The following is a 26283-nucleotide window of genomic DNA, read 5'->3' on the forward strand; positions in this document are numbered from 1 at the left end:
CCCGGCACCCCGGGCCGGGCCCCGGCGTCCGGTCCCCGGACGTCGGGACGTGACCTGACCCCGATCCACCCCACCCGATTCCTGGGAGACACCGGTGCCAGACACCCCCGAACTGAACCGCATCCTCGACGCGATCCTCGCCCCGGAGCCGGACGCGCGGGAGCTGGCCGCCCTGCCGTTGCCGCCCTCGTACCGGGCGGTGACGGTGCACAAGGACGAGACGGAGATGTTCGCAGGCCTCTCCCGTCGGGAGAAGGACCCGCGCAAGTCGCTGCACGTCGAGGAGGTGCCCGTCCCCGAACTCGGCCCGGGGGAGGCCCTGGTCGCGGTGCTGGCCAGCTCGGTCAACTACAACACCGTCTGGTCGTCGATCTTCGAGCCGTTGGCCACCTTCGGCTTCCTGGAGCGGTACGGCCGCCTGTCCGAGCTGGCCCGGCGACACGACCTGCCGTACCACGTCCTCGGCTCGGACCTCGCCGGCGTGGTGCTGCGCACCGGGCCGGGGGTCAACCGCTGGCGGCCGGGTGACGAGGTCGTCGCGCACTGCCTCTCGGTGGAGCTGGAGTCCGCCGACGGCCACGGCGACACCATGCTCGACCCGGAGCAGCGCATCTGGGGCTTCGAGACCAACTTCGGCGGGCTCGCCGAGATCGCGCTGGTCAAGGCGAACCAGCTGATGCCCAAGCCGGCCCACCTGACCTGGGAGGAGGCCGCCTCGCTGGGGCTGGTCAACTCCACCGCCTACCGGCAGCTCGTCTCCGGCAACGGGGCCCGGATGAAGCAGGGCGACAACGTCCTCATCTGGGGCGCCACCGGCGGCCTCGGCGCGTACGCCACCCAGCTCGCGCTGGCCGGCGGGGCCAACCCGGTCTGCGTGGTCTCCAGTCCGCAGAAGGCCGAGATCTGCCGCCAGATGGGCGCCGAGGCCATCATCGACCGGGTCGCCGAGGACTACCGCTTCTGGTCGGACGAGCACACCCAGAACCCCCGGGAGTGGAAGCGGTTCGGCCGGCAGATCCGGGAGCTGACCGGCGGCGAGGACGTCGACATCGTCTTCGAGCATCCCGGCCGGGAGACCTTCGGCGCCTCGGTCTACGTCACCCGCAAGGGCGGCACCGTGGTCACCTGCGCCTCGACGAGTGGCTTCGAGCACGTCTACGACAACCGGTACCTGTGGATGTCCCTGAAGCGGATCATCGGTACCCACTTCGCCAACTACCGGGAGGCGTGGGAGGCCAACCGGCTGGTCGTGAAGGGGAAGATCCACCCGACGCTGTCCCGCTGCTACCCGATGGAGGAGGTCGGCCAGGCGGTGTACGATGTACACCACAACCTCCACCAGGGCAAGGTGGGCGTCCTGGGCCTCGCGCCCCGCACCGGGCTCGGGGTGCGGGACGCCGAGCTGCGGGAGCGCCACCTACACGCGATCAACCGGTTCCGCGTGCCGGAGTGAAAAACCTCTCCCGGTGGCCGGGGGACAAATGGGGGCGTCGGGGGTGTCCGCGACCTCGCACGGGCCGGGCCCGGTCGGTCGATCCGACCGGCGCCGGCGGCGAAAGACCAGCTCGGCGCGGGTGCGGCGGGACAGGCGGGGCGGTCCGGGCACGCTGGACCGTCCACTACGGAGAGAGCGGGATCGACTGCGATCGGCCGGCTACGCTAGGTGTATCGATGGCGGTGAACGGAGCTTCCCCGGATCCCTGACCCATGTCCGTAGGCGTTGTGTGCGAGGTGGTGGGACGCATGACTGGCCCCGGCTCTCCGTCGCGAGACCACGAGCTTCAGTTCTTCGAACTCCTGGCCCGGGAGGCGCCCGTCCTGCGGTACGAGGAACTGGTGCAGCAGGCGCAGCGCGACGGGGTGGACCGGGCCGCGCTCGACCGGGTCGTGACGGCCAAGCGGCTCGCCCTGGAGCTGCGGGAGACCGTCGGCCGGCGGTGCCGGCGCGGCGCCGAGCTGGCCGCCCTCGTCGACACCGCCCGGGACCTCGCCGGGGCCTCGAACCTGGAGGCCGGGCTGCACCTGGTCGTCCGGCGGGCCCAACTGCTGCTCGCCATCGACGTGGCGTTCGTCAGCCTGGTCGACGAGGTGACCGGCGACTCCTACGTCGCCTCGGCCGTCGGCGCGGCCACCACGCTGAACGACGGTTTCCGGCTGCCCCGCCGGCACGGGCTGCTCGTCACCGCCGGGGACGGCGAGCCGATCTCCTGGACGGCCGACCACCTCGCCGACGAGCGGCTCGAACACCACCCGGTCACCGACGGCCTGATCCGCGCGGAGGGGCTGCACGCCGTCCTGTCGGTGGCCCTGTGCGTGGACGGCCGGCACCTCGGGGACCTGCACGTCGGTCACCGGCAGATCCGGCACTTCGCCCCGGACGAGGTGGCCGCCCTGCGCCTGCTCGCCGACCTCGCGGCGACCGCCGTGGACCGGATCAGCGTGCTCTGCGACACCTGGGCCGACCTCAAACAGGCCCAGCAGGAGGCCGCCCAGGCCCGCGCCGAGCTGAGCGCGGCCCGGGAGGTGGGCGGCCTGCAACCGGAACTGGTCCAGCTCGTCCTCGACGGCGGCGGCCTGGACGACCTGGCCGCCAGCACGGTACGCCGGCTGGGCGGGGCGTTGCAGGTCCGCGACCGGGCCGGGGCCGCGCTGGCCGTGGTCGGTGACCTCCCGGCGCCCGACGAGCGGGAACTGGCCCGCGCCCGGCTCGGCGCCCACACCACCGGCCGGCCCGCCCGGCTGAGCACCGGCTCCTGGGTGGTGCCGGTGGCCGCCCGCGCCGACGACCTCGGCTGTGTGCTGTTCCACCCCGACGAGACGTTCGACGCCGAGCGGGTGGCGACCCTGCCGGCCGTCGCCCAGTCCGTCGCGCTGCTGCTGACCCAGACCGTCGGAGTCCGGGGCCGGTCGGGCGACCGGCTCCTGGAGGACCTGCTGGGCCCCTGGCCGGAGCTGGACCGGGGTGGCAAACGCGGCCGCCGGACCCCGGTCGACCTGGACCGGCCGTACGTGGTGGTGGTCGCCCGCCCCGAGGGCACCGCCCCGCCCGGCGTGGTCGAGCGGGCGGTCTGCGTCGCGCACGGGCTGGACGGCATGAAGGCGATGCGCGACGGCCACGCGGTGCTGCTGCTGCCCGGGGACGACCCGGGAGCCCGGGCCCGGGACGTCTCCCGCGAACTGGGTGGGCTGCTCGGCCTGCCGGTCACCGCCGGCGGGGCCGGCCCGGTGCGGACCGCCGACGCGGTCAGCGGCACCTACCAGGAGGCGGCCCGGTGCGTCGACGCCCTGGTCGCGCTGGACGCGACGGGGCGGGCGGCCTGCTCACGGGACCTGGGCTTCCTCGGGCTGCTGGTGGCCGACGGCCACGACGTCCCCGGCTTCGTCGACCGGGTCCTCGGGCCGGTGCTCAACTACGACGCCCGGCGGCTGGCGAACCTCGTCGAGACCCTGGAGGTCTACTTCGACTCGGGCGGCAGCCGGACCCGCGCGGCGGAGATGCTGCACGTCCACCCGAACACCGTCTCCCGACGGCTGGACCGCATCGCCCAGCTCCTCGGCGACGACTGGCAGAAACCGGACCGCGCCCTGGACACGCAGCTCGCCCTGCGCCTGCACCGGGTCCGGGAGCTGCTCTGCGCGGACCGCGACGACCCGGCCCCGGCCCCGGCCCGGTGGGCGGCGCCCGAGCCGCCGGACGGGCCTACCGACGCCTGGTGCCCAGCATCCGCAGGGCGTGCGCCACGGACGCGAGGGTGACGTGCCGGTGCCAGCCCGGGTACGACCGGCCCTCGAAGTCCTGCATGCCGACGTCGAGGCTGATGTAGGAGAAGTCGGCCTCGACCCGGCGGGTGAGCCGGCTCAGCCGCAGCAGCGGGCCGTACCCGGCACCGGTCATGTTGGTCAGCCACACCTGCCGCACCCCGCGCTCGTACGTCTGCCACTTGCCGAGCAGCGTCAGCGGTAGCCCGAGGGCGGCGGTCCGGGTCGACCCGGCGGCGGACCCGGCGTACGGGCCGCTCGGGCGGGCGTCGGGCTGACTCGGCCAGTACACCTGCAGGGGCGCCACCAGGCTGGTGCGCCGGGCGCCGGGGCTGGCCGGGTCGATCCACTCCACCGGGCGGCGCTGGGCCCGCGCCAGGCCGAGCAGGTGTTCGGCGGAGGCCGCCGAGACGCGGTTCTCGCCCTGGCCGGCCCCGGCGGCCAGCAGGGTGCAGCCCCCGCTGACCCGCAGCAGGAACGGCAACCCCGCCGCGGTGAACGCCTCGACCAGCGGGGGCAGCGCAGAGTACCGGGCGTCCATCACCACCGGACGCGGCTCGATGCCCCAGGCCGCGGCCTTCAGGACCGCCTGGACCGCCGCTCCGTCGCCGGTCGTGCCGTCCTCGTCCTCCGGGACGGTGGCGCGGGTCCGCGTCCGGTTGTCCTGGAGCCACCCCTTGCCGATGGACAGTTGCCAGTTGACCGGCGCGGCGGCCGTCTCCGAGGCCAGCCAGAGCCCGTAGCTCTGCTGGCTGTTCACCGTCTCGCCGAGCGCCGGCACGTACCGGCGTTCCACCCCGACCGAGTGCCGGCCGGTCTTCGGCACCAGCATCGACCGCACCACCCAGGCCCGGGGCGACAGCAGCCGGTCCAGGTGGCGGGCGAGGGAGGCGCGGACGACCGTCCAATCCCAGGTGGAGCAACTGATGAAGTGGTGCAGGCTCTGCGCCGCCGCCGGATCGTCGGTGCTGGTGGCCAGGTTGCGCATGGTCTTGCGACCGGGTGAGGTCAGCAGGCCCCGGACGTACATCTCGCCCTTGCGCCGCTGGTCGACCCGGGGCAGCGAGGCCAGCAGGGTGCCGCACGCCCTGGACACCGTGTCCAGATCGGCCCGTCGCGCTCGGCTCTTCTCCCGGACGTCGAGCATCGGCAGCGTCACTCTCCTCCGGTTGCTGGTGGGACGATGTGTCGGTCACGGCCAGGGCCCGGCCCTCGTCCCACGATCGCCCGGTGGGCCCCGCGTTGCCCAGGTGCGTCGGAACCACACTTGACCGCCGACGGTGGTTGCGCACCCACCGTAGCTGGCTGGGTACCCGAACGTGTCGGCCGCTTGCGGTCCCGGCACCCGGTGACGCCACCACACCTCACGGCCAGGACCGCAGCGAAATGTGTGACCGGCGAACCTCGCATCCCGCGCCACTCTCCGGAAACCTTCTAGGAGATCGGCCATCGTCGTGATGTGCGGCAGGGGCCGGTCCCGCCCTCGGGTTTCCCAGCCCGGTCCGGTCCCACCCGCGACCCGTCGCCCCACCGACCCGCTAAGGACCCCGATGACCTCCGCAGCGCACCACCCCCGGTACTCGGCGAGGGCTGACGCCCTGATGGACGACGCCGACGTCCGGCCGGGCGCCGAGGACGTCGACGGCGCGCAGCTCGACCGGGACGACCGGGCCGCACTGCGGCGGGTCGCCGGCCTGTCCACCGAGACGACCGACGTCACCGAGGTCGAGTACCGGCAGGTCCGGCTGGAACGGGTGGTGCTGGTCGGCGTCTGGACCGCCGGCACGGTCGACGAGGCCGAACGGTCCCTGGCCGAGCTGGCGGCGCTGGCCGAGACGGCGGGGGCGATGGTGCTCGACGGGGTGATCCAGCGCCGCGACCGGCCCGACCCGGCGACCTACCTGGGCTCCGGCAAGGCCCGGGAACTGCGGGACCTCGTCCGGGCGGCCGGCGCCGACACGGTGGTGTGCGACGGCGAACTCAGCCCCGCCCAGTTGGTACGCCTGGAGCAGGTCGTCGACGCGAAGGTGGTGGACCGCACCGCGCTGATCCTCGACGTCTTCGCCCAGCACGCCACGTCCCGCGAGGGCAAGGCGCAGGTGGCCCTGGCCCAGATGCAGTACATGCTGCCCCGGTTGCGCGGCTGGGGTCAGTCGCTCTCCCGGCAGATGGGCGGTGGTGGCGGCGGTGGTGGCGGCATGGCCACCAGGGGACCCGGCGAGACCAAGATCGAAACCGACCGGCGGCGGATCAACGAGAAGATGGCCCGGCTCCGCCGGGAGATCGCCGAGATGCGGACCGGCCGGGAACTCAAACGCCAGGAGCGGCGGCGCAGCAGCATCCCGTCGGTCGCCATCGCCGGCTACACCAACGCCGGGAAGTCCTCGCTGCTCAACAGGCTCACCGGGGCCGGCGTGCTGGTGCAGAACGCGCTCTTCGCCACCCTCGACCCGACCGTCCGGCGGGCCACCACCCCGGCCGGTCGGGCGTACACCGTCACCGACACCGTCGGGTTCGTCCGCCACCTGCCGCACCACCTGGTGGAGGCGTTCCGCTCCACCCTGGAGGAGGTCGCCGAGGCCGACCTGCTGCTGCACGTCGTGGACGGCTCGCACCCCGCCCCGCTGGAGCAGCTCGCCGCGGTCCGCGCGGTCATCCGGGACGTCGACGCGGGCGACGTGCCGGAGCTCGTGGTGGTCAACAAGGCCGACGCGGCCACCCCGGCGGCCCTGGCCGCGCTGGCGGAGGCCGAGCCCCGGCACATCGTCGTCTCGGCCCGCACCGGGCAGGGCATCGACGCGCTCCGGGAGGCCGTCGGCGCCGCGCTGCCGCATCCCGAGGTGCAGGTCGACGTCCTGATCCCGTACACCGCGGGCGGTCTCGTCGCGCGGATCCACGCCGACGGCGAGGTGCTGGCCGAGGAGCACACCGCCGACGGCACCGTGCTCCGGGCCAGGGTGGCCGCCGACCTGGCCGCCGACCTCGACGGGTACGCCAGGACCTGAGCCGGGCCCGGGACCGCCCGGGGCCGGACACAGCCGTGAACCGCGGAAGGAGGCAGGACCATGAAGCGCGACCTCGGGGACCTGGCGCTCTTCGGAGGGCACGCCAGTTTCCTCCAGCAGATCCACGTGGGGCGGCCCAACCGGATCGAACGGACGCGGTTGTTCGACCGCCTGTCCTGGGCGCTGGACAACCAGTGGCTGACCAACAACGGGCCGCTGGCGCGGGAGTTCGAGGAGCGGGTGGCCGACCTGGCCGGGGTGCGCAACTGCGTGGCCACCTGCAACGCGACGGTGGCCCTGCAACTGCTCGTGCACGCGGCGGAGCTGACCGGCGAGGTGATCATGCCGTCGCTGACCTTCGCCGCGACCGCGCACGCGGTCCGGTGGCTCGGCCTGGACCCGGTCTTCTGCGACATCGACCCGCGCACCGGGTGCCTCGACCCGGCGGCGGTGGCCGCCGCCGTGACCCCCCGCACGTCGGGGATCTTCGGCGTCCACCTGTGGGGGCGCCCCTGCGCCGTGGACGCGCTGGAGAAGCTGGCCGCCGACACCGGCCTGCGCCTGTTCTTCGACGCCGCCCACGCGATCGGCTGCACCTCGCAGGGGCGGCCGGTGGGCAGCTTCGGCGACGCGGAGGTGTTCAGCTTCCACGCGACCAAGGTGGTCAACGCCTTCGAGGGCGGGGCGATCGTCACGGACGACGACGACCTGGCCCACCGGATCCGCAGCCTGGCGAACTTCGGCTTCAACCTGCGGACCCCCAGCGCGGCCGGCGGCACCAACGCCAAGATGAGCGAGGCGTCCGCCGCCATGGGGCTCACCTCGCTCGACGCGTTCCCCGAGGTGGCCCGCCACAACCGGGACAACTACGAGCAGTACCGCCGCGAACTGGCCCGGGTGCCCGGCCTCAGCGTGATCGACATCGACCCCGACGAGCGGCACAACTACCAGTACGTGATCGTCGAGATCGACGAGGAGATCACCGGGCTGCCCCGGGACCTGCTCGTCGAGCTGCTGCGGGCCGAGAACGTCGTCGCGCAGCGCTACTTCTCCCCGGCGTGCCACCAGATCGAGCCGTACCGGTCCCGGCAGGAGGCGGTGCACCTGCCGCACACCGAGCGCCTCTCGGCGCGGGTCGTGGCGCTGCCGACCGGATCCACCATCTCCCGGGAGGACATCCGCAGGGTGTGCAACATCGTGCGGTTGGCGGCCACCCGGGGATCCGAACTGACCGCCCGGTGGCACCAGCAGTCCGGGGCCGGAGAACAGGGCGTGGTGCCGGCCGGCTGACCGGCCGGTACCGGATGAACGTGTGGGAGGGCCCATGACCGTAGAGATGTCCGCGACGAACTCCGCGATCCCCGGCAGCGATCTGACGGTGGTGGCGCAGGCACTGCACGAGGAGGTGGCGGGCAGCGGGCTCGTGCCGCCGGCCGAGACCGGCCCGACCGCCCACCGGCTGGCGGCACTGGCGCGCATCTACGGGAACGCGCCCTTCGTGCCGCTGGAACAGGCGCGCCACGAACTCGGCGTGGACCGGGCCGGCTTCGAGCGGTTGCTGGAGCTGTTCACCCGGATCCCGGCGCTGCGGGCCGCCGTCGAGAACGGCCCGTCGGGTCGCTACTGGACGAACACCGTGCTCGGCCTGGAGAGGGCGGGTGTCTTCGACGCCGTGCTCGCCAGAAAGCCGACGTTCCCGCACCTCGTCGGTCTCTACCCGGGGCCGACCTGCATGTTCCGCTGCCACTTCTGCGTGCGGGTCACCGGCGCCCGGTACCAGGCCTCCTCGCTGGCCGGCGGGAACGAGATGTTCGCTTCCGTCATCGACGAGGTTCCCGCCGGCAACCGCGACGCGATGTACGTCTCCGGCGGCCTGGAACCGCTCACCAACCCGGGACTGGGCGCCCTGGTCAGCCGGGCGGCCGGGCGGGGCTTCCGGATCGTCCTCTACACCAACTCCTTCGCGCTGACCGAGCAGAAGCTCAAGGGTGAGCAGGGCCTGTGGGACCTGCACGCCATCCGGACGTCGCTGTACGGGCTGACCGACGAGGAGTACCAGGCCACCACCGGCAAGCAGGGCTCGTTCACCCGGGTCCGGGCCAACCTCGCGCGGTTCCAGCAGTTGCGCGCCGAGCGGGAGGCGCCGATCCGCCTCGGGCTCAGCTACATCGTCCTGCCCGGTCGCGCCGGGCGGCTGAGCGCGCTGGTCGACTTCATCGCCGAGCTCAACGAGGCGGCGCCGGACCGCCCGCTGGACTACATCAACCTGCGCGAGGACTACAGCGGCCGGCCGGACGGGAAGCTCTCCCCGGACGAGCGGGCCGAACTCCAGGACGAGCTGAACCGGTTCCGGGAGAAGGCGGCGCAGCGCACCCCGACGTTGCACGTCGACTACGGCTACGCCCTGCACAGCCTGATGATGGGCACCGACGTGCAACTGGTCCGGATCCGGCCGGAGACCATGCGGCCCACCGCGCACCCCCAGGTGTCGGTGCAGGTGGACCTGCTGGGCGACGTCTACCTCTACCGGGAGGCGGCCTTCCCCGGCCTGGCCGGGGCGGACCGCTACCGCATCGGCACGGTGGGGCCGGACACCACCCTGACCGAGGTGGTGGAGACCTTCGTGACCAGCGGCGCGACGGTCACCCCCCAGGCGGAGGACGAATACTTCCTGGACGGATTCGACCAGGCCGTGACCGCGCGGCTGAACCAGATGGAGACCGACATCGCTGACGGGTGGGGGGAACGGCGCGGTTTTCTCCGCTGACGGAGATCGGCCGCGGCGCGCGGGCGACGAATGTGAAGAAACCGACGGACCCGGCGGTCGGGCCGGGTCCGTGCCCACGTGTTCCGGAGAGTCGGGTATAGTGCCGGGCATGGGTTTTGTGTGGTTCATCAGGTTCCGCCGCGCATAGCGGCGGACTATCGCTCTTCTCAATGAGCTCCGCCGCGCAACGGTTCACCGCCGGTGCGGCATTTCCAGCCGACCGGCTCCGAAACGATAATCGCGGAGCACGCACATGCCTTACCACGAGCACGTCGGACGACACGAGTTCGGCCAGAACTTCCTGGTGGACCGCTCGGTGATCGCCGACCTGACCGATCTCGTCGCCCGGACCGAGGGTCCGATCGTCGAGATCGGAGCCGGCGACGGCGCCCTCACCCTTCCGCTGAGCCGGCAGGGCAGGGAAGTGACCGCCGTGGAGATCGACCCCAAGCGCGCCAAGCGGTTGAGCCGACAGACCCCGGAGAACGTCACCGTGGTCTGCGCCGACATCCTGCGCTTCCGGTTTCCCCGGCACCCCCACGTGGTCGTCGGGAACATCCCCTTCCACGTGACCACCTCCATCATCCGGACCCTGCTCGCCGCCGACCACTGGCACGCGGCGGTGCTGCTGGTGCAGTGGGAGGTGGCCCGCCGGCGGGCGGGTGTCGGCGGCGCGACGCTGCTGACCGCGAGCTGGTGGCCCTGGTACGACTTCGAGCTGCACTCCCGGGTGCCGGCGCGGGCCTTCCGGCCGGTGCCCTCGGTGGACGGTGGGCTGTTCACGATCGTCCGGCGGGGGACCCCGCTGGTGACCGACCGCAAGGGCTACCAGGACTTCGTCCGGACGGTCTTCACCGGTCGGGGCCACGGCCTCGCGGAGATCATCCAGCGGTCGGGGCGGATCAGCCGGCCCGACCTGCAGGACTGGATGCGGGCCAACCGGGTGGGGCCGAACCTGCTCCCGAAGGACCTCGACGCCCACGAGTGGGCCTCCCTGTGGCAGTTGGCCGGCCCGGCCCGGCCCGGTGGCGGTGGCCGTCCCGCGCCGCGCCGGCCACGGAACCCCGCCTCGACCCGCCGGGTCTGACCGGTGGCGGGGCCGGTCCGGTGCGTGCCCGGCCCGGTCCCGCCACCGCCCCGTCAGGTCGTGCCGGGCGGCGTGGCCTTCAGCGGCTCCCACCAGTCGCGGTGGGTGCGGTACCACTCGACGGTCTCCGCGATTCCCTCGGCGAAACCGGTCCGGGGGGCGTACCCGAGTTCGGCCGTGATCTTGGAGATGTCGAGGCAGTAGCGCAGGTCGTGGCCCTTGCGGTCGGGGACCCGACGGACCGCGGTGGCGTCCGCGCCGCAGATGTCGAGCAGCCGGGCGGTCAGCTCGGCGTTGCTCAGCTCCGTGCCGCCGCCGATGTGGTAGACCTCACCCGGCCGGCCCTTCGAGGCGACGAGTTGGATCCCCCGGCAGTGGTCGTCGACGTGCAGCCAGTCCCGGCTGTTGCGTCCGTCCCCGTAGAGCGGCACGGTCAGGCCGTCCAGCAGGTTGGTCGCGAACAGCGGGATGACCTTCTCCGGGTACTGGTACGGGCCGTAGTTGTTGGAGCAGCGGGTCACGCAGACCGGCAGCCCGTGGGTGCGGTGGAAGGCCAGCGCCAGGTGGTCGGAGGCGGCCTTGGTGGCGGCGTACGGGGAGTTGGGGGAGAGCGGCTGGTCCTCGGCCCAGGCGCCGTGCTCGATCGAGCCGTACACCTCGTCGGTCGACACGTGCACGAACCGGCCGACGCCCGCGCGGACCGCCGCCTCCAGCAGCGTGAAGGTGCCCTGCACGTTGGTCCGGACGAACGCCGAGGCGTCCGCGATCGACCGGTCCACGTGCGATTCGGCCGCGAAGTGCACGACCAGGTCGACGTCGCGCATCAGGTCGTCGACGACCACCGGGTCGCAGATGTCGCCCTGGACGAAGGTGAGGTTCGGGTCGTCGGCCACCGGCGCGAGGTTGGCCGGGTTGCCGGCGTAGGTCAGCTTGTCGAGCACCACCGTCCGGGCGTTCTCCCAGTGGGGGTAGGCGCCGGACAGCAGTTCCCGGACGAAGTGCGAGCCGATGAAACCCGCACCGCCCGTCACCAGGATGCGCATGGGGTCACCCTTCTCGGGCCGGGCCGTCGCCCGCCCGGACGTGGACAAGAGCATTCTCCACCCGGCGGCACCCGATCCGCCGACGGCGGGCGGGCGGCCGGCTCGGTCGTGCGTCAGGACAGCGGGGACGTCGCCTTCCAGTCGAGCAACCGGAGCAGGTAGTCCCCGTACCCGCTGCGCGTGAGCGGGCCGGCGAGGGCCCGCAGCTCGTCGTCGTCGAGGAACCCGGCGCGCCACGCCGTCTCCTCCACGCATCCGATCTTGAAGCCCTGTCGTTCCTCGATCACCCGGACGTACTCCCCGGCCTGGACGAGGCTGGTGAACGTGCCGGTGTCCAGCCAGGCCGTGCCCCGGTCGAGCAGGGTCAGGCTCAGCGTGCCCCGGCGCAGGTACTCCTGGTTCACCGCGCTGATCTCCAGCTCCCCCCGGGCGCTGGGCGTCAACCGCTCCGCGATCCGCACCACGTCGCTGTCGTAGAAGTAGAGCCCCGGCACCACGTAGCGCGATCGTGGCCGGGCCGGCTTCTCCTCGATCGAGAGCACCCGCCCCGCCTCGTCGAACTCCACCACACCGTACGCCGACGGGTCGGCGACCGGGTACCCGAAGATCTCCCCGCCGGTCGGGTTGGTGTGCCCGGCCAACTTCCGGCCCAGCCCCACCCCGTGGAAGATGTTGTCGCCGAGGATGAGGGCGGCGGGCCCGCCGGCCAGAAACTCCCGGGCGATGATGAACGCCTGCGCGATCCCCTCGGGTCGGGGCTGCACCCCGTACGTCAGGGAAAGACCCCACTGCTTTCCGTCACCGAGCAGTCGCTGGAACTGCGACTGGTCCTCCGGACTGGTTATCACCATGATTTCGCTGACCCCGGCCATCACCAGGGTGGACAGCGGATAGTAGATCATCGGCTTGTCGAAGACCGGCATGAGTTGTTTCGATACCGCCTGCGTGATAGGCCACAACCGCGATCCCGTGCCGCCGGCCAGCAGGATTCCTCGCATCGCCGCAGCATAACAATAGAATTGCTGCCAGTAAATGTGATGAATGCCCACCCGAATGTGTCAATCGTCTGCTCGGCGGGCGTCGGCGGAGACGGCCCGCCGGCCTCCGGTACACCTGGTAACCGTGGTACACCAGCACCACCGTGCCGGGGCCGGCTGACCGGGGCCGGCCGGTCGAGGCCGGCGCCGGACGACCGGGTCCGGGTCCGGTCGGCCCGCGCCGCAGGACCCCGGCCCGGACGCGGTCACCCCCGGTGCTCCCCGGTCCGCGCCGGTGACCAGCCCGGATTGGTTCTCCGGGACGATGTCCGGCCGCGACCGGCGTCATACCCTGGCCGGATGAGGGTGATCGACCGGGCCCGCGCCCCCGTCCGGGCCCATCCGACCGTGGCCGACCTGGCGCTCGCGCTCACCGTGGCCGGGCTCAGCCTGGCCACGGCACCGGACGGGCTCGGCGCGGCCGATCCGGCCATGGTGGGCTGCGTCGCGTTGGCGGCGACGGCGATCACCGCCCGCCGCCGCCGTCCGCTGCCCGCGCTGGCCGTGGCGCTGCTCGCGGCGACCGTGGAGCGGGCCGTGGTCGGCACCGACAGCTCGCTGGTCGGCGTCCTGATCGCCCTCTACACGGCCTGCGTCCGGACCGACCGGCGGACCGCCCTGCTCAGCGGGACGGTCGCCGCGCTCGTGCTGGCCGGTGGCGCGCTGGTCGAGGGCCGCCCCGGCACGGACCTGTTCGGCCTGGTGATCTGGGCGGCGCTCGGCACGTCGGTCGGGGACGCGGTCCGCAACCGGCGGGCCTACACCGACGCGATGCGGGAACGCGCCGAACGGGCCGAACGCACCCGGGAGGAGGAGGCCCGGCGGCGGGTCCTGGCGGAACGGATCCGGATCGCCCGGGACCTGCACGACGCGGTGGCCCACCACATCGCCCTGGTCAACGCGCAGGCCGGGATCGCGGTGCACCTGATGGACCGGCAGCCCGAACTGGCCCGGGAGGCGCTCGGTCACATCCGGGAGACCTCCCGGTCCGCCCTGGACGAACTGCGGGCCACCGTCGGGCTGCTGCGGCAGTCCGGTGACCCGGCCGGGCCCCGCGACCCGGTCCCCGGCCTGGCCGACCTGGACGACCTGGTGGCGTCGTTCCGGCACGCCGGGCTGGTGGTGGAGGTGTCCCGGGACGGCGGGCTCGGCGAGCTGCCGCCCCTGGTCGACCTGTCCGCGTACCGGATCGTGCAGGAGGCGTTGACCAACGTCCACAAGCACGCCGGGGTCACCCGGGCCTGGGTCCGGCTCGACGTCCGGGCCGGGGCCACCCTCGACCTGCTGGTCAGCGACCGGGGCGGTGGTCCCGGCCGACACGGCCGACACGGCCGGGACGCCGCCGCGGGCGACGGCGACGGCCCGGGGCACGGCCACGGCCTGATCGGCATGCGGGAACGGGCCGAGGCGGTGGGCGGCACCTTCCGGGCCGGGCCCCGCCCCGGCGGGGGCTTCGAGGTCGCCGTGGAGCTGCCGCTGCCCGGCGACGGCCGGCCCCGACCGGCCGCACCGGACCCGTCGGCGGGCGGGGCGAGCGACGGCGGAACCGACCCGGTGACCGGCCCCGCCCCGGCGCTCGGGTCCGGTACGGCGGCCGGTGCCGGTACGGCGGCCGGCGCGGGCGTGGCGTGCGGGACGGAGCGGACGCGATGACGATCCGGGTGGTGCTCGCCGACGACCAGGCGCTGCTGCGCGCGACGTTCCGGCTGCTCATCGACGCGACCGACGGGATGACGGTGGTCGGCGAGGCGGCCGACGGCCGGGAGGCGGTCGAACGCGCCCGGTCCGGCCGGGCCGACGTCGTCCTGATGGACATCCGGATGCCCGGCACCGACGGCCTGTCGGCGACCCGCATGATCAGCGAAGCGGCCGACCTGACCGGGGTGAAGGTGCTGATCCTCACCACCTTCGAACAGGACGAGTACGTCGTCGAGGCGCTCTGGGCGGGGGCCAGCGGCTTCCTCGGCAAGGGGGTCACCCCGGAGGAACTGCTGACCGCGATCCGGGTCGTGGCGGCCGGCGAGGCGCTGCTCTCCCCGGTGGCCACCCGGAGCCTGATCGCCCGGTTCCGGGCGCAGCCCCGTGCCCTGCCCGGTCACCACCACGAACGGCTGGCCGACCTGACTCCACGGGAACGGGAGGTGCTGGTGCTGGTCGCGGCCGGGCTGTCCAACGTCGCCATCGCCGACCGGCTCTACCTGAGCCCGTTGACGGTCAAGAGCCACCTCGGTCGGATCATGACGAAGCTCGCCGTCCGGGACCGGGCGCAACTGGTCGTGCTCGCCTACGAGTGCGGGCTGGTCCGGCCGGGGGACGCCGGCCTGGTGGGGTGAGCGGTCCCGGGCGACTGCTCCTGGGGGAGTAGACCCGGGCCCGGTCGCTGCTCCCTGGGACGCAGCCCGGAGTGCGGCCGGCAGGCCGACGACCGGAGGCCGCCGGCTGGCCAGACTCGATCGTGGCGGGACCGTGGCCGGCCCAGGCGGGCCGGGCACGACGACACCCGCGAGTCCGGCCCGATGCACAGAGAAGAGTCACATGTCCTGGCTGTCCACGATCAGCCTCGCGCACCGGAAACTGGCGGCGCTGATCTTCCTCCTCGTCCTGGCGTTCGGCGCCGCGGTGATCCCCTCGATCAAACAGCAGGTCCTGCCGGACCTGAACCTGCCGGTGGTCGGGATCGTCGCCGCCGACCCCGGCTCCTCACCGGCCGTCGTCGAACAGCAGATCGTCGAGCCGCTGGAGGCCGCGGTGGCCGGCGTCGCCGGGATCGAGCGCACCACCTCGACCTCCCGGCAGGGGGCGGCCACGGTGGCGCTGTTCTTCACCTACGGCACGGATCTGACCGACGCCCAGGCGCAGGTCGTCACCGCCGTCTCGAAGGCCGCCGCGACGCTGCCCACCGGCGTGAGCCCGCAGGTCTTCGTCGCCAGCACCTCCGACCTGCCGACCCTCACCCTCTCCGTGGCCTCGTCCACGATGGACCAGCAGGAGCTGGCCGGCCGGGTGCGGTCCCGGGTGGCGCCCGAACTGGAGCGCATCGACGGGGTGAACGAGGTGACGGTCAGCGGCGAACGGGGCCGGGTCGTCCGGGTCACGCCCGACCCGGCGAAACTGGCCGCCGCCGGGCTGACCGTCGACGCGCTGTCGGCGGCGCTCGCCCCGCTCGGGCGGACCCGGCCGGCGGGCACGGTCAGCGACGACCGTTCGGTGATCAGCGTGCAGGTCGGCGGCCCCCTCGCCGCGCCCCGGGACCTGGAACAGCTCACCGTCGCCCCCGCCGCCCCGGGCGGGGACGCCGGCGGGCGCGCCGCCCGACCGGTCCGCCTGGCCGACGTCGCCACGGTCACCGTGACCGAGGCGCCGGCCACCTCCCTGACCCGGACCGACGGCCGGCCCAGCCTCGGCGTCGCCCTCACCATGGGTACCGGCGGCAGCTCCGCCCACATCTCCGAGCAGGTCCACGAGCGACTCCCCGACCTGCGTGACGCGCTCGGCGAGGGCGCCGCGCTGACCGTGGTCTCCGACTTCGGGCCGTCGGTTCGCGACAGCGTGCAGGGGCTGCTGGTCAAGGGCGCGCTCGGCATGGTGATGGCCGTCCTGGTGATCGTGCTCTTCCTCCGCTCGCTGCGCTCGACCGTCGTGGCGGCGGTCTCCATCCCGCTCTCCCTGGTGATCGCCCTGATCGTGCTCTGGCAGCAGGGCCTGTCGCTGAACGTGCTCACCCTCGGCGCGCTGACCATCGCGGTGGGCCGGGTGGTGGACGACTCCATCGTGGTGCTGGAGAACATCAAACGGCACCTCGGGTACGGCACCGCCCGCGCCGAGGCGGTCCGGACCGGGGTACGGGAGGTCGCCGGGGCGGTCACCTCGTCGACCCTCACCACGGTCGCCGTCTTCGTGCCGATCATGGCGGTGAGTGGCCTGGTCGGGGAACTCTTCACCCCGTTCTCGCTCACCGTCGCGGTGGCGATGCTGGCGTCCCTGGTGGTCTCGTTGACCGTGATCCCGGTGCTGGCGTACTGGTTCCTGACGCCGCCGCCGGTCGGCGCGGACCCGGAGCGGTTCCGCCGCGAGGCCGAGGAGGCGGAACGCAACGGGTGGCTGCAGCGCCGGTACGTGACCGTCCTGCACCGGTCGTTGGCCCACCGGCGCCGGGTGCTCGTGTTCGGGGTGGTGACGCTGCTGGCCAGCGTCGGCCTGGCCGGGCTGCTGAAGACCACCTTCATCGGCGACGAGGGCGGGGACACGCTGACCGTCACCCAACGTCTCGCCCCGGGCAGCGGCCTGGGGGTCACCGACGCGGCCGCCCAGCGGGTGGAGCAGGTGCTGAGCGGGCTCGCGGAGGTCGAGTCCTACCAGGTGACGATCGGGTCGGCCGGCGGGTTCGGCGCGGCGTTCAGCGGAGCCGGCGTGGACACCGCCAGCTTCCAGGTCGCGCTCGCCCCGGACGCCGACCCGGCGGCCACCCGGGACCTGCTCACCGAGCGGCTGGCCGCCCTGACCGGGGTCGGTGACCTCACGGTCGGCACCGGGGAGGCCGCCCAGAGCCTCGTCCAGATCGCGCTGACCGGCGACGACCCCGCCGCCCTGCGGGCCGCCACCGGCACCGTGGTCGACGCCCTCGCCGGCCTGCCGGCCCTGCGGAAGGTCACCAGCGACCTGGCCGAGGCCGCCCCGCAGATCACGGTCACCGCCGACCCGGCGCGCGCCGGCCGGTACGGGCTCACCGACGCGGTGCTCGCCGAGGTGGTCGGCCGGGCGGTCCAGGGCCGGACGGTGAACACCCTGACCATCGGCGACGCCCGGTACGACCTGGTGCTCGACCCGGGCACCGACGTGCCGACCAGCGTCGACGAGGTACGCGCGCTCGCCCTCACCACCCCGGCCGGCCGGGTCCGGCTCGACCAGGTGGCCACCGTCGACCTGGTCGACGCCCCCACCAGCCGGACCCGGGTCGACGGGGAGCCGACCGTCACCGTCACCGCCGAACCGGCCGGTACGGACACCGGCGCGGCCGGCACGGCGGTCCGGGAGGCACTGGACGGCGTCGACCTGCCGGCCGGGGTGACCTGGTCGCTGGGCGGGGTGAACGCCGACCAGGAGGAGGCGTTCCGGCAACTGGGCCTGGCGATGGCCGCCGCCGTGGCGCTGGTCTTCCTCATCGTGCTGGCCACCTTCCGCAGCGTCCGGCAGACCCTGGTGCTGCTCGTCTCGGTGCCGTTCGCGGCCACCGGCGCGATCCTGCTGCTGCTGCTCACCGGCACCCCGCTGGGCCTGGCCGGCCTGATCGGCCTGTTGATGCTGATCGGCATCGTGGTGACCAACGCGATCGTCCTGATCGACCTGGTCAACCAGTACCGGGAGCAGGGGATGCCGCTGACCGACGCCCTCGTCGAGGGCGGCCGGCGGCGACTGCGCCCGATCGTGATGACCGCCCTGGCGACGATCCTCGCTCTCGCGCCGATGGCGCTCGGCATCGGCGCCCACGGCGGGTTCATCTCCCAGCCGCTGGCGATCGTGGTGATCGGCGGCCTGGTCAGCTCGACCCTGCTGACCCTGGTCCTGGTACCCACGCTCTACGCGATGGTCGAGTCGCGGCGCGGCGGCCGGCCTCGCCGGGTCGAGCCACCGGCGCCGGTTCCGGACGGTCCTTCCGGGGCCAACGAGGCGGCCGCCGCCGTGCGCTGACCGCCACCGGCGGACCGGTCCCCGGTCGACGCGCCGCCCCCGGGCGGTCGACCGGGGACCTCCCGCGTGCCGACGGCGGCCGACCCGGTCGTTCCGCCTCGGCGTCGTCGCGGGGCTGCCAGAATCGGCAGGGTGAGCTCCCTGCGCCACCCGGGCCGGTTCCTCCCCGCCGCGCCCGGGTCGCGGGTCACGCGCCTGGAACTCTTCTACGACCTGGTGTTCGTGTTCGCGTTCCTCAACGTCACCACGATCCTGGCGGAGGACCTCACCGCCACCGCGCTCCTGGCCGGCCTGGTGGTCCTGGCCCTGCTCTGGTCGTGCTGGGCCAGCTTCGCCGGCCTGGGCAACTACCTGCGGGCCGACCGGGGCGTGGTCCCGCTGATCGGCGCGGTGACGGTGGCGGCGCTGCTGGTGCTCACCCTGTCGCTGCCCGAGGCCCTCGCGGACCGGCCCGGCGGCGCCCCCGGGCCGCTGGTCTTCGCCGCCTGCTACCTGGTGATCCGCGGGCTCCAGGTCTTCGTGCTGGTGGCCCGGGGCCGGGAGGTGGGCGGGACCCGGCGACGGCTGGTCGTGCCGGTGCTGGCCAGCATGCTGCTGGTCCTGACCGCCGGGCTGGTGCCGTCCCTGGCGCAGGCACCGTGGCTCGCCTGGCTGCAACTCGGGCTGTGGGCGTCCGCCGTGGGGGTGGAGTTCGCCGCCGGGGCCAACGCGCAGGGCGCGGGCCTGGCGGTCGTCTCGGCCGGACACTGGGCGGAACGGTACGCCCTCATCGTGCTCATCGCGCTCGGGGAGTCGATCATCGCGCTGGGTCTGGGGGCGAAGCTGACCAGTGACCTGCCCCTGACCTGGCCGGTGATCGCGGCCGGCATCCTCGGTGTCGCCGTCATCGCGGCGATGTGGTGGATGTACTTCGACACCCTCGCGTCGGCCCTGGAGCAGAAGATGCACCGCACCCGCGACCCGGGCGAGCGGGCGGCGCTCGCCCGGGACGCCTACCTGTGCCTGCACTTCGTGCTGATCGTGGGGGTCATCCTGTTCGCGCTCGGGCTCAAGCGGTACCTGACCACCATCGCCGCGCAGGCCGGCAACGGCTGGCTGGTCCGCCCGGCCGGGATCGACGACGCGGCCCTGTTCGGCGGGGTGATCGTCTACGTGGCCGGGCTGCTCGTCCTGGGCCGGCGGGTCAGCCGGCGGTCCCGGCTGGCCCCGGCCGTCGCGCTCATCGTGCTGGGCTTCGTGCTGCCCGCGGTCAGCCGGCTCCCCGCCCTGCTCGGGCTGGGCGCGCTGGCGCTGGTCTGCGTCACCGTGGTGGTGTCCGGGCTGCGCCGGGCCGACCCGCTGCGCGGACAGGTGCGACAGACGGCGCTGGAGGAGCAGGTCGCCGCCGAGTCGGAGCAGTCCGAGTGGCGTCGCCGGCACCTGTGACGGTCGGCGGACGCCGGGCAGCCGACGCCCGGCGTGCCGTCACCCGGCGTCCGCCGGCCGTCCCGGGCCGCTGCCCGCGCCGGCCCGGGACACCGGCCGGAGGTGCTCAGCTCCGGCCGGCGATCAGGTACTGCATCTGGTGCTCGTGGTCCGGTGCCACACCGAAGCGCCGGTCCAGCTCGTAGATGGTGGTCAGCGGGGTGACCGTGACCTCCGACAGGCCCGCCTTCTCCAGCACCGCCACGGTCTGGTCGATGGAGGTCGCGGCGGCCAGCGGCAGCACGTCCCGCACCCGGGCGTCGTAGAAGTCGGTGAAGTTCTCCGAGGCGTTGTCCAGCCCGCCGGGGAACCAGGTGCTGTCGACCACCGCGACGACGCCGCCGGGCCGTACCAGCCGGGCCCAGTTCGCCACGGCGACCTCCGGCTCGCGCAGGGTCCACATCAGGTACCGGCTGGTCACCGCGTCGAAGCTGCCGGCCGGGAAGTCCGGCGCGACGGCGTCGCCGAGCCGGATCACCGGCGGGTTCGCCAGCGTGGCGGCGTGCTGGCGGGCCCGGTCCAGCATGCCCTCGGCCAGGTCGATGCCGGTGACCCGGTGCCCGAGCCCGGCCAGCACCATGGCGACCTGCCCGGTCCCGGTGCCGACGTCGAGCACGTCCGCCGGCGCCGGCGGCAGCGCCTCGGCCCAGATCCGCGACCACGCCTCCCGGTCGGCGGCGAGCCGGTCGGGTCGCTGCTGGTACTCGTCGTAGTCCGGTGCGCGGCCGGTCCAGTAGGCGTTGATGCGTTCCTGCGCCGTCATGCGGCACTCCGTTCGTCGATGCGTCGTTCGATGGTCTGGTCGATGGGGTGGAACAGCAGGTGGATGGCACCGTCGAGCTCCAGGCGACGGATGCCGATGCCGTACACCGGTTCGAGGACCGCCGGGTCCAGCACCTCGTCGGTGGTGCCGGCGGCGGCGACCCCGTGCCGGCCCAGCAGCACCAGGTCGTCGCAGTACCGGGCGGCGAGGTTGAGGTCGTGCAGCACGACGACCGAGCAGGTGCCCAGGTCGCGTACCAGGTGCAGGACCTCGTGCTGGTACCGGATGTCCAGGTGGTTGGTCGGCTCGTCGAGCAGCAGGTGGGTGGCCTGCTGGGCGAGGGCACGGGCGATCAGCACCCGCTGCCGTTCGCCGCCGGAGAGGCTGGCGAAGGCCCGCGCGCCCAGGTGCGCGGCGCCGACCCGGGTCAGGCAGCGGGCCGCGATCTCGTGGTCGGCCGGCCCGGTGCGCTGGAACGTCGACAGGTGCGGCCCCCGGCCGAGCAGCACCAGCTCGGCCACGGTCAGCGCGGTCTCCCCGCCGCTCTCCTGCACGACCACGGCCAGCCGGCGCGCGGCCTCCCGCGCGGGCAGACCGGACAGGACGTCGCCGTCGACCAGCACCCGGCCGTGCGGGCTGCGCAACGCGCCGTAGAGCAGCCGCAGCAGGGTGGTCTTGCCGGTGCCGTTCGGGCCGATCAGCCCGAGGACCCGGCCCGGCCGGGCGGTCACGCTGACCCCGTCGATGACCGGGTTCGCGCCGTAGTGCCAGGAGACCCCGGTCGCCTCGATCACGGCTTCGCCCCGAAACGGTCCACGATCCGCTCCAGGCCGTCGACGGACAACGGGCTCGGCGGCTCGGTGAAGTTGAAGAGCTGGGTCATCACGGCGCCGTCGCGGACGGCCTTGAGGTTCGCCGCCCCGGGCAGGCCGGTCAGCCCCTGCTCGACGGCCCTCGGGTCGCCGTCGCCGTACAGCAGGATCAGCACGTCGGGGTCGCGGCCGAGCAGCTCCTCCACGGTGACCTCGAAGACCCGTTCCGGGCTGTCGCCGAAGACGTTGCGCAGGCCGGCCGCCTCCAACTGCGGGTGGGCCATGCTGGCCGTGCCGTAGGCGTACGTGACGCCGCCCCCGACCGTCGGGTAGAGCACCGCCGCGGTCCGGCCGGACGACGTCCCCGCCCGGGCCCGGATCGCCGTCACCCGCTCCGTCAGCGCGGTGACCGCGCTCGCCGCCTCGGCCTCCCGGCCGAACACCCGGCCGTACGCCCGCATCTGGGCGTAGATGTCGTCGAAGGTGGGCACGGCCGTGTTGTTCGCGCACATCGCCGGCTCCTCCAGCAGCGGGATGTTCACCGCCGACAGCGTGTCGCGGGACAGGTTGTCGACCTCGCCGAGCACCAGGTCCGGCTGTTGGCTGATCACCACCTCCTTCGAGATCTGGAGGTGGCCGCTGGTGTCGGTCCGGTCGGTCAGCAGCGGGATCCGGTCCAGCGCGGCGATGGTCGCGGCGTCGTAGTACTCCTTCGGGTACTGCCCGGCGCGGGCGGTGACCCGGTCCAGGACGCCGAGCGAGTGCAGGTACGGCACGGCCGCGCTCTTGAGCAGGACGACCCGCTGCGGTGCGGCGTCGAAGGTGACGTCCACGCCGCAGTTGGTGACGGTGACCGGGTAGCCCTCGCCCCCCGCCGAGGTCCCCGCGCCGCTGCCGCCGCCGCAGGCGGCGAGGAGCAGCACGGTGGCGCAGAGCGTCGCGGTCACGGCGAGCCGGGTGACCTTCATGGATGGGTTCTCCCTCGACGTGGGGGCGCTCAGGCGCCGATGGCGTGCAGACGACGGATCAGGACCAGCAGGAAGGGGGCGCCGAGCAGGGCGGTGATGATCCCGATCGGGATCTCCTGCGGGGCCAGCAGGACCCGGGCGACCACGTCGGCCCAGACCAGCAGGATCGCCCCGAGCAGCGCGGCCACTGGGACCACCCGGACGTGCGGTGCCCCGACGAGACGCCGGGCCAGGTGCGGGACGACGAGCCCGACGAAACCGATGCTGCCGGCCGCCGAGACCAGCACGCCGACGCTGAGCGAGACCAGCACGAGCAGGCGCATCCGGAACCGGTCGGGGGACACCCCGAGGGTCTGCGCGGTCTCGTCGCCGATGGCCAGGACGTCGAGCCGCCGCCCGGCGACGGTCAGGTAGATGACCGTGCCGCCCAGCACGATCGCGGCCACCAGCAGCAGGGCGTCCCACCGGGCCAGGCCCAGGGAGCCGAGCAGCCAGAACATCACCGACCGGGAGCCCTCGGCGGACCCGGAGGCGAAGATCAGGAAGCTGGTGGTGGCGTACAGCGCGTATCCGACGGCGACCCCGGCGAGCAGCAGCCGGATCGAGGTCACCCGGCCGCCGCTGCGGGCGATCAGGAAGACCAGCAGCGCCGCCGCGAGCGCGCCGAGGAAGGCGCTGGTGGACAGGGCGTACTGCCCGAAGCCGGCCCCGGCCCCGAACAGGATCGCCGCGGCGGCGCCGCTGGAGGCCCCGGAGTTGATCCCCAGCAGGTACGGGTCGGCCAGCACGTTGCGGACCATGGCCTGCAACGCCACCCCGCACACCGCCAGGCCCGCGCCGACGAGCATGCCGAGCAGGACCCGGGGCAGCCGGACCTGCCAGACGATGGCCTCCTGCGGCGGGGTCCAGGTCACCTCGCCCGGCAGCCCGACGAGGTGGTACCCGATGATCCGGGCCACGGTGGTCGGGGCGATCCCGATCGCCCCGGTACCGACCGCGACCAGCCCGGTCAGGACCAGCCCGACCGTCAGCGCGAGCAGCCAGAACCCGGTCCGGCGGCGCTGCGCCGCGACGCCGAGCAGGTCGTCCCGGCCCGTCGATAGGGCGGTGGCGGTCACCCTAACCCCCTGTGCAATCTCCTCGCTCCTGCAAAGACTTGGCAGAAGCTAACAGCAAGATCAAGCCGGCGGAAGGCCGGTGAGCTGCAGTTCACCGGCCCGACGCCTGCCATCCGCGTGCCCGTGCCGGACTGGCCGCTTTTCGGCCCTCCCGGCCCGCGGTCTGCGGCGTGACCAGGGCCGATGGCGGCGGAGGTCGGCGTGGCGACGGCGTGCGCCGGGGCGGTGCCGGCGTGCGCCGGGGCGGCGGTGGCGGCGTGGGCCGGGGCGGCGGTGGCGGAGGTCGGGGCGGTGGCCACTCACTGCTCCCTGGTCACGCCGGCGCCGACCCCGGGGTGCTCGGCGCTGGCCGCCAGGATCCGCTTGCGCTGCGCGGTGGGGAGGCGGTCGACGTAGGCGAGCCCGTCGAGGTGGTCGACCTCGTGCTGGAAGCAGCGGGCCAGGGTGCCGGTGCCCGAGAGCCGGATCGGACCGCCGGCCGGGTCGAGGCCCGTGACGGTGGCGGTGGCGGCCCGCGCCACCTCGGCCCGCTGGCCGGGCACGGACAGGCAGCCCTCCGAGTCGATCTCCAGGTCCCGGCGTTCGGGCAGGTGGAGCACGGGATTGACCACGGCGGCGACGGTGTGGGCGCCGGTGGCGTCGGGGCAGTCCACGACGAAGATCCGGGCGTCCACCCCGATCTGGTTGGCGGCCAGGCCGACCCCGTGTGCGGCGTACATGCTGGCGAACATGTCGGCCACGAGCTGGGCGAGGGCGTCGTCGAACACGGTCACCTCGGCGCAGCGGCGGTGCAGCACGGGGGTGCCGTACCGGGTGATGGGACGCGGGGTGCCGGTGGGTGTCTGCACAGCGACCCATTCTATGCAACTGCCAAGAGTTGGCAGTAGCGGCGGGCCGGCCAGCGGCCGGGTGGTGGAGCCTCGTGCGCCTCGCGCCGCCGGTGGTCGACTGGACCTGGGGCGCCGGGTGCCGGCTGGGTGCCCCGAGAACTTCCGGAAGTCGGCGTGAAAGTTCGGTCGGAGCCGCGTGTGGTTGGCGGTACCGCGTCGCCGGTGAACAGCGTCAACGCACCTCAGCGCGGTTCAGCGTGCTCGCCCGCCTGTCACGGCAGTCCGAAAGTTTCCGGAAGTCATTGACCCTGATGAAACACCGCTGAAATACTCCGAATCATCGAAGTCGATGTGATCGCCTTTGGCGGACATCACACGATCGTTTCCGTTTGGACCCGTACGTCCGGATGTGCTGCCCGCCCCCGGGCGACCCACCGGACCTGCTGGAAGGGGCGTCAGATGAGCAAGGACTCAGCCGGCACCGTCACCCGGCGGAGGCGGCTCCGCGCCGCGCTCGCCGTCTCGGCCGTCGGGCTGCTGGCCGTGGTGGGTGCCGTGGTCCTGCCCGGCAACGCCAGCGCCGCGAGCACCCTCGGTGCCTCCGCCGCCGAGCGTGGCGGCCGGTACTTCGGCACCGCCGTCGCGGCGAACAAGCTGAACGACTCGGCGTACACGACCATCCTGAACCGCGAGTTCAACCAGGTCACGGCCGAGAACGAGATGAAGATCGACGCGCTGCAACCGCAGCAGGGTCAGTTCACGTACGGCACCGCGGACCGGATCGTCCAGCACGCCCGCAGCCGGGGCATGCAGGTCCGAGGACACACCCTGGCCTGGCACTCGCAGCAGCCCGGCTGGATGCAGAACATGTCCGGCAGCACGCTGCGCACCGCGATGCTCAACCACGTCACCCAGGTCGCCACCCACTTCCGGGGCCAGATCGCCTGGTGGGATGTGGTGAACGAGGCGTTCGCCGACGGCTCCAGCGGGGCCCGCCGGGACTCCAACCTCCAGCGCACCGGCAACGACTGGATCGAGGCCGCCTTCCGGGCCGCCCGGCAGGCGGACCCGAACGCGCAGCTCTGCTACAACGACTACAACATCGACAACTGGACCGACGCCAAGACCCAGGCGGTCTACCGGATGGTCCAGGACTTCAAGAACCGGGGCGTGCCGATCGACTGCGTCGGCCTGCAGTCCCACTTCACCGGTGGCTCGAACTACCCGGGCAACTACCGCACCACGCTGTCCAGCTTCGCCGCCCTCGGCGTGGACGTGCACATCACCGAGCTGGACATCCGCAACGCGCCGTCCGACGCGTACCGCAACGTCGTCAACGACTGCCTCGCGGTCGCCCGCTGCAAGGGCATCACCGTCTGGGGCATCCGCGACTCCGACTCGTGGCGCTCCAACGAGAGCCCGCTGCTCTTCGACGGCGGCGGCAACAAGAAGCCCGCGTACGACGCCGTGCTCACCGCGTTGAACAACGGCACCCCCGGCACCGGCAACCCGACCACCCCGCCGACCACCCCGCCGGGCGGCACCGGGTGCACCGCGACGATGACGCCCGGTCAGGTCTGGGGCGACCGGTACAACACCTCGGTGACGGTCAGCGGCGCCAGCACCTGGTCGGTGGTCGTGGCGATCACCTCGCCGCAGAAGATCTCCAGCACCTGGAGCGGTAACCCCACCTGGGACAGCAGCGGCAACGTGATGACGATGCGCTCCAACGGCAGCGGCAACACGTTCGGCTTCACCACGATGACGAACGGCAACTCCAGCGCCCGACCGCAGATCAGGTCCTGCACCGCCGGGTGACCCGCGACCACCGGTCGACCCACGCCCTCGTCGCCCACCGGCGCGCGGGGGCCGGGTCGAGGTGATCGACACCGAGCAGGTCCGAACCCGCACCGGTTGTCCCGGTCCACGCCCGCACGGGCCG

The 26283-nt window shown here is 73.4% G+C and carries 19 protein-coding genes; 11 read left to right on the forward strand and 8 right to left on the reverse strand.

Going from position 1 to position 26283, the window contains the following annotated elements; all coding sequences use genetic code 11:
* The first annotated feature begins 112 nt into the window (after positions 1-112).
* A complete protein-coding gene (ccrA, locus tag ACQUFX_RS05840; RefSeq protein ID WP_428966870.1) occupies positions 113-1453 on the forward strand; it encodes a crotonyl-CoA carboxylase/reductase in 1341 nt (446 codons plus the stop codon).
* 290 nt (positions 1454-1743) lie between these two features.
* Positions 1744-3756 (forward strand): helix-turn-helix domain-containing protein, encoded by a 2013-nt coding sequence (locus tag ACQUFX_RS05845; protein ID WP_428965000.1) that lies wholly within the window; start codon positions 1744-1746, stop codon positions 3754-3756.
* Here the strand turns inward: ACQUFX_RS05845 and ACQUFX_RS05850 are convergent.
* A complete protein-coding gene (locus ACQUFX_RS05850) occupies positions 3701-4918 on the reverse strand; it encodes an IS701 family transposase (protein WP_428965001.1) in 1218 nt (405 codons plus the stop codon). The genes ACQUFX_RS05845 and ACQUFX_RS05850 overlap by 56 nt on opposite strands.
* 442 nt (positions 4919-5360) lie before the next feature.
* On the opposite strand from ACQUFX_RS05850, the gene hflX reads away from it, so the two are divergent.
* The 4 genes from hflX (at position 5361) to erm (ending at position 10618) form a co-directional block, all read left to right on the forward strand.
* Positions 5361-6764: a GTPase HflX gene (gene hflX / locus ACQUFX_RS05855; RefSeq protein ID WP_428966871.1), complete on the forward strand. Its 1404-nt coding sequence runs from the start codon at positions 5361-5363 to the stop codon at positions 6762-6764.
* Between the two features lie 60 nt (positions 6765-6824).
* A complete protein-coding gene (locus tag ACQUFX_RS05860) occupies positions 6825-8054 on the forward strand; it encodes a dTDP-4-dehydro-6-deoxyglucose aminotransferase (RefSeq protein WP_428965002.1) in 1230 nt (409 codons plus the stop codon).
* Positions 8055-8088: 34 nt separating this feature from the next.
* Positions 8089-9531: a dTDP-4-amino-4,6-dideoxy-D-glucose ammonia-lyase gene (desII, locus tag ACQUFX_RS05865; protein ID WP_428965003.1), complete on the forward strand. Its 1443-nt coding sequence runs from the start codon at positions 8089-8091 to the stop codon at positions 9529-9531.
* Between the two features lie 253 nt (positions 9532-9784).
* Positions 9785-10618 (forward strand): 23S ribosomal RNA methyltransferase Erm, encoded by an 834-nt coding sequence (erm, locus tag ACQUFX_RS05870; protein ID WP_428965004.1) that lies wholly within the window; start codon positions 9785-9787, stop codon positions 10616-10618.
* A gap of 53 nt (positions 10619-10671) precedes the next feature.
* On the opposite strand, the gene rfbB is transcribed toward erm, so the two are convergent.
* Both rfbB and rfbA read right to left on the reverse strand, forming a co-directional pair.
* Positions 10672-11661 (reverse strand): dTDP-glucose 4,6-dehydratase, encoded by a 990-nt coding sequence (gene rfbB / locus ACQUFX_RS05875; protein WP_428965005.1) that lies wholly within the window; start codon positions 11659-11661, stop codon positions 10672-10674.
* A 113-nt stretch (positions 11662-11774) separates the two neighbouring features.
* Entirely contained in the window at positions 11775-12659 is an 885-nt protein-coding gene (gene rfbA / locus ACQUFX_RS05880) for a glucose-1-phosphate thymidylyltransferase RfbA (RefSeq protein WP_428965006.1), read from the reverse strand.
* A 339-nt stretch (positions 12660-12998) separates the two neighbouring features.
* On the opposite strand from rfbA, the gene ACQUFX_RS05885 reads away from it, so the two are divergent.
* The 4 genes from ACQUFX_RS05885 (at position 12999) to ACQUFX_RS05900 (ending at position 19811) form a co-directional block, all read left to right on the forward strand.
* Positions 12999-14351, forward strand: coding sequence for a sensor histidine kinase (locus tag ACQUFX_RS05885; protein ID WP_428965007.1), 1353 nt, complete (start codon positions 12999-13001; stop codon positions 14349-14351).
* Positions 14348-15031, forward strand: a complete 684-nt coding sequence (locus ACQUFX_RS05890; RefSeq protein WP_428965008.1) for a response regulator — start codon at positions 14348-14350, stop codon at positions 15029-15031. The genes ACQUFX_RS05885 and ACQUFX_RS05890 overlap by 4 nt, the downstream gene beginning before the upstream one ends.
* A gap of 202 nt (positions 15032-15233) precedes the next feature.
* Entirely contained in the window at positions 15234-18386 is a 3153-nt protein-coding gene (locus ACQUFX_RS05895; protein ID WP_428965009.1) for an efflux RND transporter permease subunit, read from the forward strand.
* Positions 18387-18518: 132 nt separating this feature from the next.
* Positions 18519-19811, forward strand: coding sequence for a low temperature requirement protein A (locus ACQUFX_RS05900; protein ID WP_428965010.1), 1293 nt, complete (start codon positions 18519-18521; stop codon positions 19809-19811).
* Positions 19812-19917: 106 nt separating this feature from the next.
* Here ACQUFX_RS05900 and ACQUFX_RS05905 read toward each other — a convergent pair whose 3' ends face one another.
* The 5 genes from ACQUFX_RS05905 to def all read right to left on the reverse strand — a co-directional run bounded on the left by ACQUFX_RS05905 (position 19918) and on the right by def (position 24359).
* A complete protein-coding gene (locus ACQUFX_RS05905; protein ID WP_428965011.1) occupies positions 19918-20613 on the reverse strand; it encodes a class I SAM-dependent methyltransferase in 696 nt (231 codons plus the stop codon).
* Positions 20610-21407: an ABC transporter ATP-binding protein gene (locus ACQUFX_RS05910; RefSeq protein WP_428965012.1), complete on the reverse strand. Its 798-nt coding sequence runs from the start codon at positions 21405-21407 to the stop codon at positions 20610-20612. Before ACQUFX_RS05910 ends, ACQUFX_RS05905 begins: the two co-directional genes overlap by 4 nt.
* Positions 21404-22393, reverse strand: a complete 990-nt coding sequence (locus ACQUFX_RS05915) for an ABC transporter substrate-binding protein (RefSeq protein WP_428965013.1) — start codon at positions 22391-22393, stop codon at positions 21404-21406. The genes ACQUFX_RS05910 and ACQUFX_RS05915 overlap by 4 nt, the downstream gene beginning before the upstream one ends.
* Positions 22394-22422: 29 nt before the next feature.
* Positions 22423-23511: a FecCD family ABC transporter permease gene (locus ACQUFX_RS05920; protein ID WP_428965014.1), complete on the reverse strand. Its 1089-nt coding sequence runs from the start codon at positions 23509-23511 to the stop codon at positions 22423-22425.
* A 299-nt stretch (positions 23512-23810) separates the two neighbouring features.
* Entirely contained in the window at positions 23811-24359 is a 549-nt protein-coding gene (def, locus tag ACQUFX_RS05925; RefSeq protein ID WP_428965015.1) for a peptide deformylase, read from the reverse strand.
* Positions 24360-24800: 441 nt separating this feature from the next.
* On the opposite strand from def, the gene ACQUFX_RS05930 reads away from it, so the two are divergent.
* Positions 24801-26159 carry an endo-1,4-beta-xylanase gene (locus ACQUFX_RS05930; RefSeq protein ID WP_428965016.1) on the forward strand — a complete coding sequence of 453 codons (1359 nt, stop codon included), beginning with the start codon at positions 24801-24803 and terminating at the stop codon, positions 26157-26159.
* Positions 26160-26283: the final 124 nt, after the last annotated feature.

The organism is Micromonospora fluostatini, assembly GCF_050410825.1.
GTDB lineage: Bacteria > Actinomycetota > Actinomycetes > Mycobacteriales > Micromonosporaceae > Micromonospora > Micromonospora rosaria.